We start from the raw sequence: 15545 nt of genomic DNA on the forward strand, positions 1-15545 counted from the left end.
TATAAATTACATGTTTAAAGTTATTAGCTTACTATATTTAAATAAAGTGAGAGAGCATTTGAAAAGTAATATTTATTCATTGCCCTATCTAGATTGCTTAAATTTCTGGTAAAATAATAATTTAAAAACATGTGGAAAATATAGTATTTGTACTATGTTATCTATATATGTCGGTTAAAGTATATAAAATCTTTTAAGTATTGAAATAATTTTTATATAGATATGTTATTAAAATTGATGTGATGTTGTAATATTTATTTGATAAGAAACAATTAGCTTCTAATTTTTGTTAAATTATAAAAATGAGTTAGGAGAATAAAACTCCTAAAAATCTTTTTCATCAAAGTCAATGTTGTCTTTAAATTCAATTTTGTCATCTTCAATTCCAACAAGATCTTTGAACTCTTTCATTTTTAATGTTTCTTTTTTGTGCTCTAAAAATCCATAAACGGTTTTATGTCTAGAACCATTCAAAATCATTTCAACAGCTTCTTTTGCAACCATGATATTGTCCATTTCTCCAATAAGTGAAACGGTTTTACCCTGAATTGCCATATCGACCTCGGTCATTTCCATGATTATTTCACGTGTTTTTCCATCTTTTCCAATAATTCTACCTTTATGTCTTGCAAGGGCTTTTTTAGATTTGCCAATATACAATGGCAGACTAAGTACTTCTAAATATACCTCATCGCTAACAAGTTTAAGCGCCACTTCTGGATTAAATCCACGTCCTACTGCTTTAACGATATGGTTTGCATTCCAAACTCCTAATGGATCTTCTATATCCTCTTTTGGCGTAATATGAACTGTGCCTTCATCACTATCAATATCTAGGATGGTTCCAGTTGCTTTTTCAATGGATTTTTTAATATTGCCATTGCTTCCTATTAATGCCCCTATTCTGTTTTGTGGTATTTTTAAATAATCAGTTTCTGGCATATTTTTCACCTTTTTTAATTAGAATTAGTAATATTTATTGCATTTTAAATGTTTAAATCTTTTGTTAAAATAGTGTTCTCACGTTGTAAATGGTATTTATTAGTTGATTTTCGTTGTCAACTGCATTTTTTGTAGTTCCGATTAATTTCAAAATGCCATCATCACCTTTCAAGACTATAAAAATTAGAAAACTAAGAAAAATTAAGAAATTATGGATTTAATGACAAACCTCCTAAAAACTGTTTTCTGATATTTGGAGGCATCTTTATAATTAAAAAAATAATCTATCACTAAAGTTTGAAAGTGCAAGTTTTCCATTACCTTTAAATAACTTAATTTATAGACATATTAATTGTATCTATTTGTGATAATAAAAAATTGTATTTTATATAATTTGGATTTCTGCTGTATGTAGACTTGATGCGTTACAATGCAGTTTTTATCTCTACTTTTTTGATAGAAATTGAATTTAGATAAATTCACAACTAGATTTATCATAACTTATTAATTAACGGTGAAAAAATGAAAATACCAAAGGAAAAAAGAACATATTGTCCTCATTGTAAAAGACACACAGTACATGAAGTTCACACTGCAAAGAAAAGAAAAGCTAGTGAATTAACCTGGGGACAAAGACAATTCAGACGTGTAACTGCTGGTTACAGAGGTTACCCAAGGCCTTTACCTGCTGGAAACAAACCAGTTAAAAAATTAGATTTAAGACTTAAATGTAAGGAATGTGGAAAATCTCACATTAAACAATCTTTCAGAACAGGTAAACCTGAATTCGTAGCTAAATAAGGTGGTTAACATGGTTAGTAAAGGTAGAGGAAACTTTTTAAAAGTTAAATGTTTGGATTGTGACAATGAACAAGTAATCTTTGATCGTGCAGCATCTGATGTAAAATGTATTATTTGTGGCAAAACCCTTGTCAAATCTCGCGGTGCTAAAGCTAAAATCACTGCACACATTGAAAAAGTTTTAAACTAAATTTTAGTTTTAAACTTATTTTTTACTATTTTTTATAATTTCTATTAAATGTTGGTGAGAGTATGGTAAGAAAAAATCAAGAATGGCCTGATGAAGGGGAACTTATTGTCGGTACAGTATATAAAGTTCTTAATTATGGGGCTTTTGCTAAATTAGAAGAATATCAGGGCAAAGAAGCTTTCATTCACATTTCTGAGGTATCTTCTGGATGGGTTAAAAATATTAGAGATCATGTAAGAGAAAATCAAAAGATTGTCTGTCGTGTTTTAAGAGTAAACCCTAAAAAGGGGCATGTTGATGCTTCTTTAAAAAGAATCCGTGAAGACCAAAGAACTAAAAAAATCCAACATTGGAAAATTGAACAAAAAGCTGAAAAATTATTAGAATTATCTGCTAAATCTTTAGATAAGACTTTAAATGAAGCTTATGATGAAGTAGGTTATGAGCTCATGGACATCTTTGGGGATGTTTATGGCGCTTTTGAAACTGCTGCTGATGAAGGAGCAGAATCTTTAACTGAAGAAGGAATCCCTCAGGATTGGGCTGATGCTATTGCTGAAGTAGCTGTAAAAAACATTACTCCTCCTGAAGTTCACATTAGTGGTTATGTAGATATTGAAACTTTTGTACCTGATGGTGTTGATGTTATCATTGCTGCACTAAGGGCTGCTGAAGAACATGACAATGAGGAAGAAGAGATTAAAGTCCAATGTGTTGGTGCTCCAAGATATAGGATTACCGTAAAATCTACTGATTATATATTGGCGGAAAAAACTCTTAAAACAGCTGCTGAAAGATGTATTGCAGTTGTTGAAGGATCTGGAGGCAACGGTTCATTTTTAAGAGAGTTAGATAATAATTAGATTCTTATGAATATGAAAATGAATAAATGTCCTGAATGTGGAATTTATACTTTGAAAGATGCTTGCCCAAAATGTGGCGGGCAACTTAAAGTAATTTATCCTCCTAAATTTTCAGTTGAGGATAAATATGGTAAATACCGCCGTATTTTAAAAAAAGAAGCAATGAATAAGGAGTAGTTATTGTATGAATACTACTGAAATAAGTGTTTTAGAAGAAATCGAATTGGATAATCCTATTTTTATAGAAGCGTTGCCCGGTCTTGGACATGTTGGCAAATTAGCTGCAGATTATATTATTGATGAATTGGGAGCTACTAAATTTGCTGAAATTTATTCTCCATCATTTCCTCCGCAAGTTTTTGTAAAAGAAGAGGGCATAATCGAGAACATGTTAAATGAGTTGTATTACTTAAAAGATGTTGGTGAAGATAACTTAGATTTAATTATTCTTGTAGGCAACACTCAGGCTTTATCTCCTGAAGGACAATATTTGGTATGTAAAGAAGTCTTAGAATTTGTTTCAAATTACAATATTAATGGAATTTTCACTTTAGGCGGCATGGTTACTTCCCCACAACCTATTGAAAATCCCAAAGTCTTTGGAGCGGCTACTTGTGAAGCTAATGTTGAATTATTAAAAGAAGCTGAGATTGAAGTAAGATCTAATGACGGTGGCATTGTTGGGGCTTCCGGATTATTCTTAGGTTTGGGAACTCGTAAAGGAATCGAAGGATGCTGTCTCATGGGGGAAACTCCAGGTTACTTTATTGATGCTGAAGCTGCTGAAGCTTTATTGAATAAATTATCATTATTGCTCAATTTTGAAATCAATACTAATAAATTAGAAGAAAGAGCTGAAAAAACCAGAGAAATGATTGCTAAGGCTCAGCAAATGGAACAGGATTTGATCAACAAAGCCAATGCTGGAAATGCTGATGATTTAAGATATATTGGATAGTTCAATCCAATATTCATTTACTTTTTTTATGAATGTTATTGTCATACCTGATGCTTCAATGATTGTCATTCCATTAATCGAAAAAAATGGACACACTTATTTATCTCCATCTAATTTTTCCAAATATGATAACATGGATATTTGTGATGGAAATTTAACTTTTAATAGCTTAATTACCAAATATTCGTCTAGTGAACTTCCATCTGGTGTAAAATCAAGGCTGTTTTTATTTTCTAAAATTATTGATGATGCTGATGCAGCCATAATTATTGGAAAGCGTCCGAAAAACTATAAAAGAATGTACAATTCTTTAAATGAGTTAATATTGTTCGGAGGCAATTCATGTAATAACGCTCATAGTTTGCTGGTTAAAATTGTTAATGATTTAGACATTCCAACATTAAAACTTCAATATCCCACTACTCAAAAAGAAATCATTGAGTTAATACATAAAACAAACGCTTTTTTAAAAGATTTCAAATCAAATAGTGAAATTAACACTGATTTAACAGATAATAACCAGAAATGCTCACTTCATGAAGTTAAAAAAATATTAAATAATAATACGTTCTAACATTTAATCATGTTAGTAAATGCTGATTTTCACATTCACAGTTGTTTTTCAATGGCATCGTCTAAGGATATGCTAATTAATAATATGGCTCCTAAATCCAAATTAAAAGGCCTGCAATTATTAGGAACTGGGGATGCATTTCATCCAAAGTGGCTAGATATTGTTCAAGAAAGCACTACTTATTCAGGTGATGGAATTTATACTGCCAATTCTATGGATTTTGTTTTAACAACAGAAGTTGAAGCAAAACATAGAATTCATCATGTAATAATCATCCCTGATTTGGATATTGCCCGTGAATTATCTAATAAGTTGCCTTCGAAAAACAAAGCTACTGATGGAAGGCCCAAAACACATCTTGGAGGTGCGGAGCTATTGGAATTGGCTCATGATTATGGTTGTTTGATTGGTCCGGCACATGCATTTACTCCCTGGACTGGAATGTATAAATCTTATGACAGCATTTATGATTGTTATGAAAAAAAGCCGGATTTTGTTGAATTAGGTCTTTCAGCAGATACAGATATGGCAGATACGATATCTGAACTTAAGGACTTTCCATTTTTAACAAATTCAGATGCACATTCCCCTTGGCCACATAGGTTAGGTCGTGAATTTAATCAGATGGAGCTTGAGGATATTTCATTTTCTTCAATAAAAAAAGCCATTAAACACAAGGATATTAAAGCAAATTATGGTTTGGTGCCAAATTTGGGGAAATATCACATGACTGCATGTACAAAATGCTACAGATTAATTGATCCTGCAACTGCTCGTGAGAATAAAATGAAATGCAGCTGCGGAGGTACAATTAAAAAAGGAGTGGACTATAGAATATCTGAAATTGCCGATTTTAACAAACCTCACCATCCTTCTTTTAGGCCAAATTATGTTCATTTAATGCCATTAGCCGAAATAATCTCATCGGTTTACAATAAAGGAGTTACTACAAAAACTGTCCAGGGGATATGGCGGAAATTAATTGATAATTTTAAAACTGAAATCGATGTTTTAATAAATGAGGATGTTAATGATATTAAAAAAATAGATGCAGATGTTTCTTTAGCTATTGAATCTTTCAGAAATAACACAATTGACATTATGCCTGGAGGTGGAGGCCAATACGGTAAAATCTGTTTTAAAAAAGAAGTTAAAAAACCTAAAATGATTACTTTAGATAATTTTTAAAAAACGGACTTGGAGGGATTTGAACCCTCGATCTTAAGATTAGGAGTCTTACGCCCTTCCAGACTAGGCTACAAGCCCAAAATTAAATTAATTATAAAAAATATTTTAAAAAAAGATTTTAGTAAGAGCGGACCCGCCGGGATTTGAACCCGGGATCTTCGGATTAGAAGTCCGACGCCCTATCCAGCTAGGCTACGGGCCCTCACTAACAGCAATAATAATTTTGTAATTTTTATTATATATATTTATCTATTTTTAAAAAAAATAAAAGAAAGGATTAAATTTAATCCTTAGGCTCTTTCAGTAAATCCAGTTTTATCATTCACTGCAATTGTGTCAACTACATTGCCCTTTGCATCATATACATTAAAGTACCAGTATCCTCCAGAATAGTAACCGCTTCCAGCATAGCAACCTTCTTCTAAAATTGCATCATTTGCAATTGCTTTTGCTGATGAGTAAGATAAATGGGTGTTTGAACTGCCACCTCCATTACTACCGCTGCCACTGCCTCTGGAGTTTGAACTTCCTCCAGAGGATGATCCTCCGGAACTTGAACTTCCTGATGAACTACCAGATCCACTTGATCCAGTTGAACTTGAACTTCCTGTTGTAGTTGCTACAGATGAACCTGAATTATTTCCAATGTTGGAATTATTTCCAACACCATGTCCAGCATTATCATCTTTTGCACTCATACTGGATAAATCAGAGAATATTGGGTTCCCACTATTGGTTATTCCATATGCTGCAACAGCCGCTGCAATACATAACACAATAATTACTGAAATAATTATATTTGCTTTATCCAATTTATTTCCCTCCTGTCAGGTATTATTAATTTTTATAATAAATAATCTTAGTTCTTTATCTATTATATATATTTCGATTAATCTCATTTGAAGTCACTTATTAATAATAAGGAATATATAATAATATTGTTAGTTTCTAATATAATTGAGGTGACATATTTGAAAGATAGAGTAGTTATATCCCCTACAACTCGTCAGGAGGGCCATGCCGAGCTAGTCATGGAAGTGGACGATGAAGGGATTGTTACAAAAGGTATGTATTTAAGTATAACTCCAGTAAGGGGTTTGGAGAAGATGGTTCTTAACAAAGCACCAGAAACAGCTCCAGTTTTATGCCAAAGGATTTGTGGGGTTTGTCCAATTCCTCATACTTTAGCATCTGCTGAAGCTATAGATCAGGCATTAGGTATTGAAATTCCTAAAGCAGCTCGATTGTTAAGAGAAGCTACCTTAGCAGCACACAATATTAACAGTGCCGCCATTCATCATTTTTTAATTGCAACAGATTTTGTCCCGGCTGATAAATTTGCCGCTGCAGTTGATAGTGTGAGTGAAGTAAGAAAAAATGTTCAATATGTTGTTGACATGGTTGCTGGTGAAGGTATCCATCCATCTGATGTGAGAGTAGGTGGAATGGCAAGAAACCTTACTCCATTTGCAAAAGAAAGATTAATAGAAAGAATGACTGCACTTAAACCTAAACTCGAAGAACATATTGAATTTATTAAAACATGTGTTTCTGAAAGTGCAGAGAAAATAGGTATTCCTGAAGATTTAGGTGTAGTAAACCAACCGTTACTCGCAGTGCACCCGACTTATGGTGTAAACGAGTTTGATATGGATGCATTTTCAGAAGTATTGCCTGAAGCATGGTATGATGACCCTGAAATTGGTAAAAAAGCATGTTCAGTAATTCCATTAATCAACGGCACCAATGTGGAAACAGGTCCTAGAGCAAGAATGGAAAAATTCGAAGGATTTAAAGGAAAAGGAGTTATAGCTCAACACGTAGCTCGTGCTGATGAAATGATGAAAAACTATCAATCCTGTATGGATGCATTAGATGCAATTGACACTTCTGCTCCAGCTAATGTAAGCTATGATAAAAGAGGCACTGGGGAATTAGGTTTCGGTATTATTGAAGGTCCTAGAGGAACCAATGCACACATGGCACAAGTTAAAGATGGTAAAACTCAATTCTATTCTGCAATTGTACCTACTACATGGAATATTCCAACAATGGGTCCGGCTATAGAAGGTTTCCATCATGAATTAGGTCCACATGTAATTAGGGCATACGATCCATGTTTATCTTGCGCTACTCACGTGATGGTAGTTGATGATGAAGATAAATCTATAATCAAAAATGAAATGGTGAAAATTTAATTTGGAGGAAAATAAATGCCTTACGATTCGGAAATTATTGTAATAGGATGCGGAAATGTTTTATTTAAAGATGACGGATATGGTCCAATACTTATAAACATTCTACAAAAATACTCTAATGATAAAAATGATTATTATGACCCTGCCATAACTGCATATGTGGAAAATGAATTTGATAAAGATGTTCTAAATCAAATCAAAGAGAAATTTGAAGGTATTGAATTGCCTGATGGTATTCAATTCATTGATGGTGGAACTGCAGCCCCAACCAACTTCTTCCCACTTTATGAAGAATATGATTGGAAAAAACTAATTGTTGTTGATGTAGTCGAATTTGATGCAGAGCCTGGTTATGTGCAAGTATTTGATCCTAATATAATGAAAGTAGGAAAATACGATAATCCTCACGGAATGACTGTTGAAGAACCTCTTCAAAAAATTTCAGAAAAATGTGAGGTTGTTGTTGTTGGTTGCAAACCAGCTGAAATTCCAACTCCGGACGTTGATATGGGTTTAACAGAACCTGTAGTTAAGGCAATTCCTAAAACTATTGATCTTATTTTCAATGAAATCGGGGTTAAAAAATGTTCGAAAAGTTAAAAAAAGTTTTTGGTGGTTCTCAAGAAGAAATCACATCTGATGTAGAAGAGAGGGTTGAAGCTGCTCCTGTAGAAGAAGTTGAAGCTGCTTCATCAAAACCGCGTATTGGTTACATACACTTAAGTGGATGTACTGGTGATGCAATGTCTTTAACTGAAAATTATGACATTTTATCTACAGTCTTAACTGATATGGTTGACATTGTATATGGGCAAACTTTAGTCGATAAATGGGTTCATGGTACTTATGCTGAAGAAATGCCTGAAATGGACTTATGTTTAATAGAAGGGTCTGTCTGTTTACAAGATGAACACAGTGTTCAGGAACTGTTAATGGCAAGAGAAAAATCCGGTTTAATTTGCGCATTCGGTTCTTGTGCTATGACTGGTTGCTTTACAACATTTGCACGTGGAGGTCAACAAGCACAACCTAAACACGAATCTTTTGCACCAATCAGTTCTTTAGTTAATGTTGACTGCGCACTTCCGGGATGTCCTGTAGCTCCTGAAATGATTGCAAAAGTTGTTGTGGCATTATGCAATGGTGACATGGAATACTTGCAACCTGCAATCGATAAAGCTGCTTGTAACGCCGGATGCGGCTGTGATGTATTGACTAATATAATAGTTAACGGATTATGTACTGGATGCGGAACTTGTGCTCTTGCATGCCCTACAAGAGCTATGGGATTTTCTGAAGGAAGACCTAGCTGTGATAGGGACAGATGTATTAAATGCGGATCTTGTTATACAATGTGTCCGAGAGCATGGTTACCTATAAATAGAATTAAAGAGGAAACAGGATTATAGGAGGATTTGACATGCCATTAGGTACTTATAAAGAAGCATTATCTGCTAGATCAACTAATAGTAAAATTTTAGATGTATCACAAGATGGAGGAATTGTTTCAGCATTACTTTGTTATGCGCTTGATGAGGGAATCATTGAAGGTGCAGTTGTAGCTGGAACTCCTGATGATGATTGGAGACCTAGTCCTATTGTAGCAACTTCTTCTGAGGAAGTTATCGCAAATGCAGGTACTAAATACTCAATATCTCCAATGTTGTCAGCTTTAAAAGATGCTACTCGCCAATACGGTTTAGAAAAAGTAGGTATTGTTACAACTCCATGCCAAACCCAAGGTTTAAGAAAAGCACAAGCGTATCCATTTACTAGATTTGTCGCTGATAAAATTAAATTGATCATTGGTATTTACTGTATGGAAAACTTCCCTATGGCTTCTCTTGATACTTTTGCAACTGCAAAATTGGGATTTGACAAATTAACTGATGCTACTAAAATGGACATTGGTAAGGGAAAATTCTGGTTAACTAAAGATGGTGAAGACTCAGGTTTAGCTATTAAAGAAACACACGGATATGAACAAGCTGGATGTAACATTTGTAGGGATTATGTTGCTGAATGGGCTGATGTATCTACAGGTTCAGTAGGATCTCCTAACGGATGGTCTACTGTTTTAACCAGAACAGATGATGGTGAATCCATCTTTAAAGCAGCTGTTGATGCTGGTTTAATCGAAACAAAACCAATGGACGAAGTAAAACCTGGTCTTGGTTTACTTGAAAAATTAGCTGCTGAAAAAAAAGAGAAAAACGGAAAAGAAATTGAAAGAAGAGCTAAATTAGGTTTACCTCTTCCGGTAGAATACTAATTCTACTTCTTTTCTTTTTATTTTTTAAAATTAAGATATTGCGGGTAAATCCAAATTAAATGGTTGTTACAGTACAACCTTCTTTTTCAACAATTATTGTATGTTCTTTTTGGCTTACAAAACAATCTTGCTTTTCACGTAATGGTGCATAAGGATAAATTGCCATAGCTTCAGATAACTGTTTTAGTGCTATTGCTCCTTTTCTCTCACCAAATTCAGTTGTTATCCATCTGCCTGAAAATGGAACAAATCTGTGTTTATGCTGAATGTATTTCAAAATTCTTTGTGTGCTTTTCATTCTAAATGGCTTATTTGACATATATGAGTAAATATAATGTCCCGGAGCATCATTGACAATTCCTTCTCCATTTGTTGCAAACGGTTCAATAGCTATTGCCTGACCTTCTTCTAAAACATATTTGTCGTGGTTGTCATAATTCGGTATTGAGATTCCTGCATGTAAATTATTTTGTTCTAAGCTATGTCCGGTTAGGTTGAAAATTGGATTTAGTTTATATTCTGATATTGCTTCATGAACCGCTTGTCCTATTTTGGACACTTCAACACCTGCTCTTACAGTCGATATTGCAGCTTCAAGGCCTGCTGCTGATGCTTCTACTATTTCTTCATGCAGGTTTATTTCATCTTGAGTGTAGTTTTCATCAATATTTCCATCTGCGATTATAGTAATTGCAGTATCAGCAATATACCCATCAATCATAGCACCCAAATCTAATTTCACCATATCTCCAGCATGAATTACAGTTTTATCTCCTGCAGGAGATGTATAATGTGCAGCAACTTCATTTAGAGATACATTACATGGAAAAGCAATTTTCGCACCTGCTTTTAAAATTTCACTTTCTACATATTCAACCAAATCAATAACTAGAGTGCCATCTTTAATCATTTTAGAGGCTTCGCCACGAATTTTAGAAGCTAGTTTTCCAGATTCAATATAGGATTCTATCATAAATTTTTACCTTCTGTTTAATCAATTAAATATTTAATTGATAAAGTTTATATAATATTTTGTATTACAATTTATATATAAATTGGAGGTTTAAAAAATGGATATTCCTACAATTCCAGACCAAATTTTTTTATTAATAATTTTGGTTATTGTTGCTATTGTATTAATTATCATCGTTTTCCAATGGAAAAGTATTTCACAATCTAAAAATTCAATTTTAATGCTTGAAAAAGAAATTGAACTTAAAAAAATGTCCATGGTGGAAAAAGATATTGAATCTAAAAGATTAATGGATAATCCTATTCCATTACCGCAAGAGCAACAGGACAGTCTTTCAGCTATTAGACAATCAACCACTGAAGCTAGAAGTCGTGTTGGTTATCTTCATTCTGAAATTAATGAAAGATTAGCTAGACTCGAAGCTGAAACTGAACAAAGAAAATTGGAAAAAATGCTTAAAGAAATCGAGCAAAAAGAAGCTAAACTTAAAAAAATGAATAAATAGGTGTAAATATGGATGTTACTGAAGCGATTGCGGTTATAATTTTAATACTTGCTATTGCAATTTTAGTTTACTATTATTTATTAAATAATCCTTCTGCCTTGAATAAATTGAGGGATTATGTGCCATCAAGTGCAGATGCACATATGGAGGAAGTTTTAGGAGGCAATCCTGCTGATTTATCTGAAAATGCAGTTTCTCCAGATAAAGAAGAATCCATGACTAAAAGAATCAAAGTCAAATTAAGTGACATTGACATGTCCGGATTAAACACTGATGGATTTTCTAATAAACTTGATGCATTTCTTGATGCTAAAAGTGATGAATTAATTAAAGATTGGTCTTTAGCAACTACTGATGATTTAGTGGATTTGGAGAAGAAATTCAATGAAACTGCTGATAGTGTAGATGATTTGGATAAGGATTATAAGGAATTTAAAAAATCATCTGAGGAATTCAAAAAATCACTGAAGAAAAGTTGGATGATTTAGATAAAAGAATTGAATCATTAGAAAATAATTAATATATTTTCTTTGATTTTTCCATTTTTACGAAAGCTTTATATAATACCTATTACATAATTAATTATAGTTATTAGACTATTTCTGTATATAGCAGGGTGGGGTAGTCTGGTGAACCCGCGGGGCTCATAACCCCGAGATCCCTAGTTCAAATCTAGGCCCTGCTACTTTTTAATCAAAATTTTTTCTGGCAAGTTAAAGACAGCTACTGGTTTTTCGTAAACTAAGGAAACTCCGCACATCAAACAAAATCTATGGCGTTGAAAAACGTATACTGAGAAGTATGACTCTGGAGCAGAAACGACACGACTTTTAATGGTTGACTATGATATTGCTTGAGGACATTAAAAGAAGCGGTGAAACGGCCATTCCATAGGATGCAAGAACAAAGTTGCCGATAATCGTTTGTGTAGGCAAGGTAGTTCGCTAAGATGAATGCTGTAAAAACAGAATGTGGGTTACTATTAACATGCCATGTAATTATGTGGGTTACCAAACATTTATGATGGTAATCTGCATATTATTAAATGACAACCAAAACCAAATTTTCTGAAGAAGATATTAGATTAAATAGGATGGTTAAACGAAGAGGTTTAACTAAAAATGCTATAAAGAATTATGACACTGTTTTTAATGAAATATTTAATTTATTTGAAGTAAATCCATCTGATATTGTTCGTATTGGTAAAAGGGAACAGAAACCATTTTTAGTAAGGAAACTGGGTAATATAAAATATTGGAGCTAGAAGATAGGTCTGTTACTGAATATCAATTCAAATACCATGATTATTTAGAAAGTAAAAATTTATCCAACACTACATTAAAACTTAAATTGGATACTTTTAGAGCTTTATTGGGAGAGTATGATATAGAAAAACCAAAACCTATTGATATTGTTATTCAAAGAGATAGAATTCGTGATGAATATATAATTTCATAGAGAGAAGTAGATGGCAATGTCATTTTGTAAAAGTATTAGGGATAAAGATATCATTTCCTTTTTCGTGACAACTGGTTTAAGAAGTAGTGATGAGTATTGATAAAATTATTCATGTTTGTATTAATTATCTTGTGGTAGTTGTAATAATTGTAGATAATATCATTATTTTGCAAATATTTATTATGGGAAGTTTGATATTAAATATTATATTACTTATCTTAGGTGATTATTATGAATGATAGAATTGAAATAGCTAAAGAATTTGCAAATACTATCAAATCAGATTATGTTAAATCAATTATGTTGTTTGGTTCTGTTGCTCGTGGTGATGATACTGAGGAGTCAGATATAGATATTTTAATCATATCCAATCATCATATGGAGATTGATGATAAAATAGCAGATGCTGTTGCATGGATTATGTATGATAAAGGAGAACTTATTTCAGCTCATGTAATGAGCGAAGAACACTTTAATAAAACTAAATCTTATTCATTTTTAACTAATGTTTTAAGAGAAGGTGTTGTAATTGGATGAAGAAATTATTGCGTTTATTACTAAAGCTGAAACTAAATTAAAACATAGCAAAGCTTTATTTGAAATTGAAGGTTATGCTGATTCTGTTTCATTATCTTATTACTGTATGTTTTTATGTGCTAAGGCATTGTTACTTAAAAAGAATTGTAAAATTCCAAAATCTCATCAGGGTTTAATTCAATTATTTAGTTTAAAATATGTTAAAGAAGATGATTTTAAGTATAATGTTTACAAATATCTGGCTAATGCCCAATCAGATAGGGAAAATGCTGATTATGATGCTATTGATGATATTGGTCAAAAGTTAGCTAAAAAAAGAATAGTTGAAGCTGAAGAATTTTTAAAAGAAACAAATAGATTTATATGAGTATGTTTTTTGTTGAAATTCGTGGTAGTTTTGCTCTATTTTTAGTTAGTAACCCACATAATTTTATGTAGCTTATTCTTAACATGCCATGTAATTATGTGGGTTACCAAATGGTGGTAATTTGCATATTATTAATCATGACGACTAAAACCAAATTTTCAAAAGATGATGTTCGGTTAAGAAAGTTAGTTAAACTAAGAGGTTTATCTTCAAATGCTATAAAAAATTATACTCGGTTTTAGAAATATGTGAATATGAGATATTGCTTCGATAGATGTTGTTTGTATTGCTAAAAGAAAGCAGCATCCTTATATTGATAAATAATCTGGCGTGTTTAAGTAATTTACTATTTAAACCAATATTTTTTAAATTAAATGAATTTTCACTGAAATGTAATTTCAACTTTAAAAATAATCATGTAGGAGTCCTATAAAATCTTACATACTCATAAAATTTAATAATGTTAGAAATATATTATAAGTAATGGCGATATTATGGCTGAGGAACTTTCATATGAAGATATAAAAGAATACGGACATTTATTCACAATTGCACCTTCATTTGTATTGGAAATGATGGCACGTAAAAATTCAAACATTGTATTAAAATTTAAATCAACTATCCGATCATTTTTAGAGTCATTAAGTGATGAAGAAATGATAAAATTAGATCTTATATTAACTTCTGATGTTGATGTCCTACAAGATTTAATGAATGAAGCATATGCTAAATCTGGGAAAAAGCAATATAAGATATTGGCCAATCCAAAATATAAAAATTTCATTATCTTGAATCTTGGAGAAATAGAAAAATTAAAAAGAGATTCGGATTAATTGAATAATCCAAATAATCCGCCTGCTGTACTATCAGTAGTGTTGTTTAAGACATTTGATACTTCAGTTTGATAGGTGTTTACATCCCCTTGAACGTTTTGTATTTGTTCAATACTTTCTGCAAGGTTTTCAATATCACTGTTTGTAATGTTGATGTTGTTTATAACAGTGTAATTATTGATAATGTTTACAATAGTTTGGTGGTCGGTAATATTGTTTTCCACCACTTCTTCTTTTACATCATCAACCAATTTGGATAACTCATCAGCATTAACATCCGAGTTTTCAACGATTTCTGCCTGGGTATAAATCTCATTATTGGCTGCTTCTTTTATATTGTCAGGAATTTTAGTATCAGTTGCCGCTTCATAGGAATTCATAATTCCTGCAAGAGCAGATTCTCCAGTTGCAGTTACTGGACTGGTTACATATACGTGTCCTGCTCTAATTCCTGCTGATTTAAGTGCAGAAAGATACATATTGCCTGTTATTGTAGTAATTTTTGATTTGTCTACACTAACTTCTAAATCATCATTTTCGTTTAAATCCACCAGTGCTGAAGAATATATTTGGTTAGATGAATAAGTTTTACCTGTAATGTCACGTGAAATCTTATTTACATTATTTGCAGTGATTATTTTGGAATCAACACCGTGTAAATCCACACCGGACTGTTTTACAAAGAAAGTATCAACAATATTTTTATAGCCGGCATTGTGGTGGGTTGTTTCCCCATAGGTTATTACTGCTTGCGTATCGCTTGTTGAAAATCCTGCTGGAATGAGCATTCCAACAATGATTATAGCTAGTAAAATCATTATTTTGCGCATTAATGTCACCTCATATAATGTTAGTGTTTCTTATTAGGTCAATGTAATATTTAAAT

At 32.4% G+C, this 15545-nt stretch carries 22 protein-coding genes, 3 tRNA genes and 1 other RNA gene; 20 read left to right on the forward strand and 6 right to left on the reverse strand.

The features are described from left to right. Positions 1-324: 324 nt before the first annotated feature. Positions 325-942: a KH domain-containing protein gene (locus Q9968_RS06345; protein ID WP_305514599.1), complete on the reverse strand. Its 618-nt coding sequence runs from the start codon at positions 940-942 to the stop codon at positions 325-327. Positions 943-1464: 522 nt separating this feature from the next. Between Q9968_RS06345 and Q9968_RS06350 the strand changes: the two genes are divergently transcribed. From Q9968_RS06350 to Q9968_RS06380, 7 genes are all read left to right on the forward strand, one after another. Further along, positions 1465-1743, forward strand: coding sequence for a 50S ribosomal protein L44e (locus Q9968_RS06350; protein WP_292739056.1), 279 nt, complete (start codon positions 1465-1467; stop codon positions 1741-1743). A gap of 10 nt (positions 1744-1753) precedes the next feature. Continuing rightward, the gene (locus Q9968_RS06355; protein ID WP_067044971.1) at positions 1754-1933 is read left to right on the forward strand and encodes a 30S ribosomal protein S27e; all 180 of its coding nucleotides are present in this window, start codon (positions 1754-1756) and stop codon (positions 1931-1933) included. 62 nt (positions 1934-1995) lie between these two features. Then, entirely contained in the window at positions 1996-2796 is an 801-nt protein-coding gene (locus tag Q9968_RS06360; RefSeq protein WP_305514605.1) for a translation initiation factor IF-2 subunit alpha, read from the forward strand. A 6-nt stretch (positions 2797-2802) separates the two neighbouring features. Continuing rightward, positions 2803-2973, forward strand: a complete 171-nt coding sequence (locus Q9968_RS06365) for an RNA-protein complex protein Nop10 (protein WP_305514607.1) — start codon at positions 2803-2805, stop codon at positions 2971-2973. Positions 2974-2980: 7 nt separating this feature from the next. After that, entirely contained in the window at positions 2981-3754 is a 774-nt protein-coding gene (locus Q9968_RS06370; RefSeq protein ID WP_305514609.1) for a proteasome assembly chaperone family protein, read from the forward strand. A gap of 28 nt (positions 3755-3782) precedes the next feature. After that, positions 3783-4328 carry a DUF2112 family protein gene (locus Q9968_RS06375; protein WP_305514611.1) on the forward strand — a complete coding sequence of 182 codons (546 nt, stop codon included), beginning with the start codon at positions 3783-3785 and terminating at the stop codon, positions 4326-4328. Positions 4329-4337: 9 nt separating this feature from the next. Continuing rightward, positions 4338-5516: a TIGR00375 family protein gene (locus tag Q9968_RS06380; RefSeq protein WP_305514613.1), complete on the forward strand. Its 1179-nt coding sequence runs from the start codon at positions 4338-4340 to the stop codon at positions 5514-5516. A 4-nt stretch (positions 5517-5520) separates the two neighbouring features. Here the strand turns inward: Q9968_RS06380 and Q9968_RS06385 are convergent. From Q9968_RS06385 to Q9968_RS06395, 3 genes are all read right to left on the reverse strand, one after another. Continuing rightward, positions 5521-5594, reverse strand: a tRNA-Arg gene (locus Q9968_RS06385). A 50-nt stretch (positions 5595-5644) separates the two neighbouring features. Further along, positions 5645-5718 (reverse strand) — tRNA-Arg (locus Q9968_RS06390). An 88-nt stretch (positions 5719-5806) separates the two neighbouring features. Then, complete coding sequence (locus tag Q9968_RS06395; RefSeq protein WP_305514615.1) at positions 5807-6328, reverse strand: endoglucanase; 522 nt, start codon at positions 6326-6328, stop codon at positions 5807-5809. Between the two features lie 159 nt (positions 6329-6487). Here Q9968_RS06395 and frhA point away from each other — a divergent pair, with 159 nt between their 5' ends. From frhA to frhB, 4 genes are read left to right on the forward strand one after another with little or no spacing between them, the layout of a single operon-like run. Next, positions 6488-7714, forward strand: a complete 1227-nt coding sequence (frhA, locus tag Q9968_RS06400; RefSeq protein ID WP_305514617.1) for a coenzyme F420 hydrogenase subunit alpha — start codon at positions 6488-6490, stop codon at positions 7712-7714. Between the two features lie 15 nt (positions 7715-7729). Further along, a complete protein-coding gene (gene frhD / locus Q9968_RS06405) occupies positions 7730-8314 on the forward strand; it encodes a coenzyme F420-reducing hydrogenase, FrhD protein (protein WP_305514619.1) in 585 nt (194 codons plus the stop codon). Next, the gene (gene frhG, locus Q9968_RS06410; protein WP_305514621.1) at positions 8299-9123 is read left to right on the forward strand and encodes a coenzyme F420 hydrogenase subunit gamma; all 825 of its coding nucleotides are present in this window, start codon (positions 8299-8301) and stop codon (positions 9121-9123) included. Before frhD ends, frhG begins: the two co-directional genes overlap by 16 nt. An 11-nt stretch (positions 9124-9134) precedes the next feature. Further along, the gene (frhB, locus tag Q9968_RS06415) at positions 9135-9986 is read left to right on the forward strand and encodes a coenzyme F420 hydrogenase subunit beta (RefSeq protein ID WP_305514623.1); all 852 of its coding nucleotides are present in this window, start codon (positions 9135-9137) and stop codon (positions 9984-9986) included. Between the two features lie 55 nt (positions 9987-10041). Here the strand turns inward: frhB and map are convergent, their stop codons facing one another. Further along, positions 10042-10959, reverse strand: coding sequence for a type II methionyl aminopeptidase (gene map, locus Q9968_RS06420; protein WP_305514625.1), 918 nt, complete (start codon positions 10957-10959; stop codon positions 10042-10044). Between the two features lie 97 nt (positions 10960-11056). On the opposite strand from map, the gene Q9968_RS06425 reads away from it, so the two are divergent. The 9 genes from Q9968_RS06425 to Q9968_RS06465 all read left to right on the forward strand — a co-directional run bounded on the left by Q9968_RS06425 (position 11057) and on the right by Q9968_RS06465 (position 14659). Next, complete coding sequence (locus Q9968_RS06425; protein WP_305514627.1) at positions 11057-11464, forward strand: hypothetical protein; 408 nt, start codon at positions 11057-11059, stop codon at positions 11462-11464. A gap of 8 nt (positions 11465-11472) precedes the next feature. Beyond that, complete coding sequence (locus Q9968_RS06430) at positions 11473-11952, forward strand: hypothetical protein (protein ID WP_305514628.1); 480 nt, start codon at positions 11473-11475, stop codon at positions 11950-11952. A 122-nt stretch (positions 11953-12074) separates the two neighbouring features. After that, a tRNA-Met gene (locus Q9968_RS06435) sits at positions 12075-12149 on the forward strand. Positions 12150-12172: 23 nt separating this feature from the next. Further along, an RNA gene (gene rnpB / locus Q9968_RS06440) (RNase P RNA component) lies at positions 12173-12455 on the forward strand. 54 nt (positions 12456-12509) lie between these two features. Further along, positions 12510-12728 (forward strand): hypothetical protein, encoded by a 219-nt coding sequence (locus Q9968_RS06445; protein WP_305514630.1) that lies wholly within the window; start codon positions 12510-12512, stop codon positions 12726-12728. Beyond that, on the forward strand, positions 12719-12922 hold the full coding sequence (locus Q9968_RS06450) for a hypothetical protein (protein WP_305514636.1): 204 nt from the start codon (positions 12719-12721) through the stop codon (positions 12920-12922). Before Q9968_RS06445 ends, Q9968_RS06450 begins: the two co-directional genes overlap by 10 nt. A gap of 231 nt (positions 12923-13153) precedes the next feature. Continuing rightward, a complete protein-coding gene (locus tag Q9968_RS06455; RefSeq protein WP_305514638.1) occupies positions 13154-13459 on the forward strand; it encodes a nucleotidyltransferase domain-containing protein in 306 nt (101 codons plus the stop codon). Next, complete coding sequence (locus Q9968_RS06460) at positions 13452-13826, forward strand: HEPN domain-containing protein (protein ID WP_305514640.1); 375 nt, start codon at positions 13452-13454, stop codon at positions 13824-13826. The genes Q9968_RS06455 and Q9968_RS06460 overlap by 8 nt, the downstream gene beginning before the upstream one ends. Positions 13827-14320: 494 nt before the next feature. Next, a complete protein-coding gene (locus Q9968_RS06465) occupies positions 14321-14659 on the forward strand; it encodes a hypothetical protein (RefSeq protein WP_305514642.1) in 339 nt (112 codons plus the stop codon). On the opposite strand, the gene Q9968_RS06470 is transcribed toward Q9968_RS06465, so the two are convergent. Further along, complete coding sequence (locus tag Q9968_RS06470; protein WP_305514645.1) at positions 14656-15489, reverse strand: DUF1002 domain-containing protein; 834 nt, start codon at positions 15487-15489, stop codon at positions 14656-14658. The genes Q9968_RS06465 and Q9968_RS06470 overlap by 4 nt on opposite strands. Positions 15490-15545 lie beyond the last annotated feature (56 nt).

The organism is Methanobrevibacter sp. V14 (assembly GCF_963082475.1).
Classification (GTDB): Archaea; Methanobacteriota; Methanobacteria; order Methanobacteriales; family Methanobacteriaceae; genus Methanocatella.

What these genes read in the sequence shown, in the direction of transcription:
- Q9968_RS06345 (WP_305514599.1), bottom strand. Translation starts at nt 942, where the DNA reads ATGCCAGAAACTGATTATTTAAAAATACCACAAAACAGAATAGGGGCA.
- Q9968_RS06350 (WP_292739056.1), top strand. Translation starts at nt 1,465, where the DNA reads ATGAAAATACCAAAGGAAAAAAGAACATATTGTCCTCATTGTAAAAGA.
- Q9968_RS06355 (WP_067044971.1), top strand. Translation starts at nt 1,754, where the DNA reads ATGGTTAGTAAAGGTAGAGGAAACTTTTTAAAAGTTAAATGTTTGGAT.
- Q9968_RS06360 (WP_305514605.1), top strand. Translation starts at nt 1,996, where the DNA reads ATGGTAAGAAAAAATCAAGAATGGCCTGATGAAGGGGAACTTATTGTC.
- Q9968_RS06365 (WP_305514607.1), top strand. Translation starts at nt 2,803, where the DNA reads ATGAATATGAAAATGAATAAATGTCCTGAATGTGGAATTTATACTTTG.
- Q9968_RS06370 (WP_305514609.1), top strand. Translation starts at nt 2,981, where the DNA reads ATGAATACTACTGAAATAAGTGTTTTAGAAGAAATCGAATTGGATAAT.
- Q9968_RS06375 (WP_305514611.1), top strand. Translation starts at nt 3,783, where the DNA reads ATGAATGTTATTGTCATACCTGATGCTTCAATGATTGTCATTCCATTA.
- Q9968_RS06380 (WP_305514613.1), top strand. Translation starts at nt 4,338, where the DNA reads ATGTTAGTAAATGCTGATTTTCACATTCACAGTTGTTTTTCAATGGCA.
- frhD (WP_305514619.1), top strand. Translation starts at nt 7,730, where the DNA reads ATGCCTTACGATTCGGAAATTATTGTAATAGGATGCGGAAATGTTTTA.
- frhG (WP_305514621.1), top strand. Translation starts at nt 8,299, where the DNA reads ATGTTCGAAAAGTTAAAAAAAGTTTTTGGTGGTTCTCAAGAAGAAATC.
- frhB (WP_305514623.1), top strand. Translation starts at nt 9,135, where the DNA reads ATGCCATTAGGTACTTATAAAGAAGCATTATCTGCTAGATCAACTAAT.
- map (WP_305514625.1), bottom strand. Translation starts at nt 10,959, where the DNA reads ATGATAGAATCCTATATTGAATCTGGAAAACTAGCTTCTAAAATTCGT.
- Q9968_RS06425 (WP_305514627.1), top strand. Translation starts at nt 11,057, where the DNA reads ATGGATATTCCTACAATTCCAGACCAAATTTTTTTATTAATAATTTTG.
- Q9968_RS06430 (WP_305514628.1), top strand. Translation starts at nt 11,473, where the DNA reads ATGGATGTTACTGAAGCGATTGCGGTTATAATTTTAATACTTGCTATT.
- Q9968_RS06445 (WP_305514630.1), top strand. Translation starts at nt 12,510, where the DNA reads ATGACAACCAAAACCAAATTTTCTGAAGAAGATATTAGATTAAATAGG.
- Q9968_RS06455 (WP_305514638.1), top strand. Translation starts at nt 13,154, where the DNA reads ATGAATGATAGAATTGAAATAGCTAAAGAATTTGCAAATACTATCAAA.
- Q9968_RS06465 (WP_305514642.1), top strand. Translation starts at nt 14,321, where the DNA reads ATGGCTGAGGAACTTTCATATGAAGATATAAAAGAATACGGACATTTA.
- Q9968_RS06470 (WP_305514645.1), bottom strand. Translation starts at nt 15,489, where the DNA reads ATGCGCAAAATAATGATTTTACTAGCTATAATCATTGTTGGAATGCTC.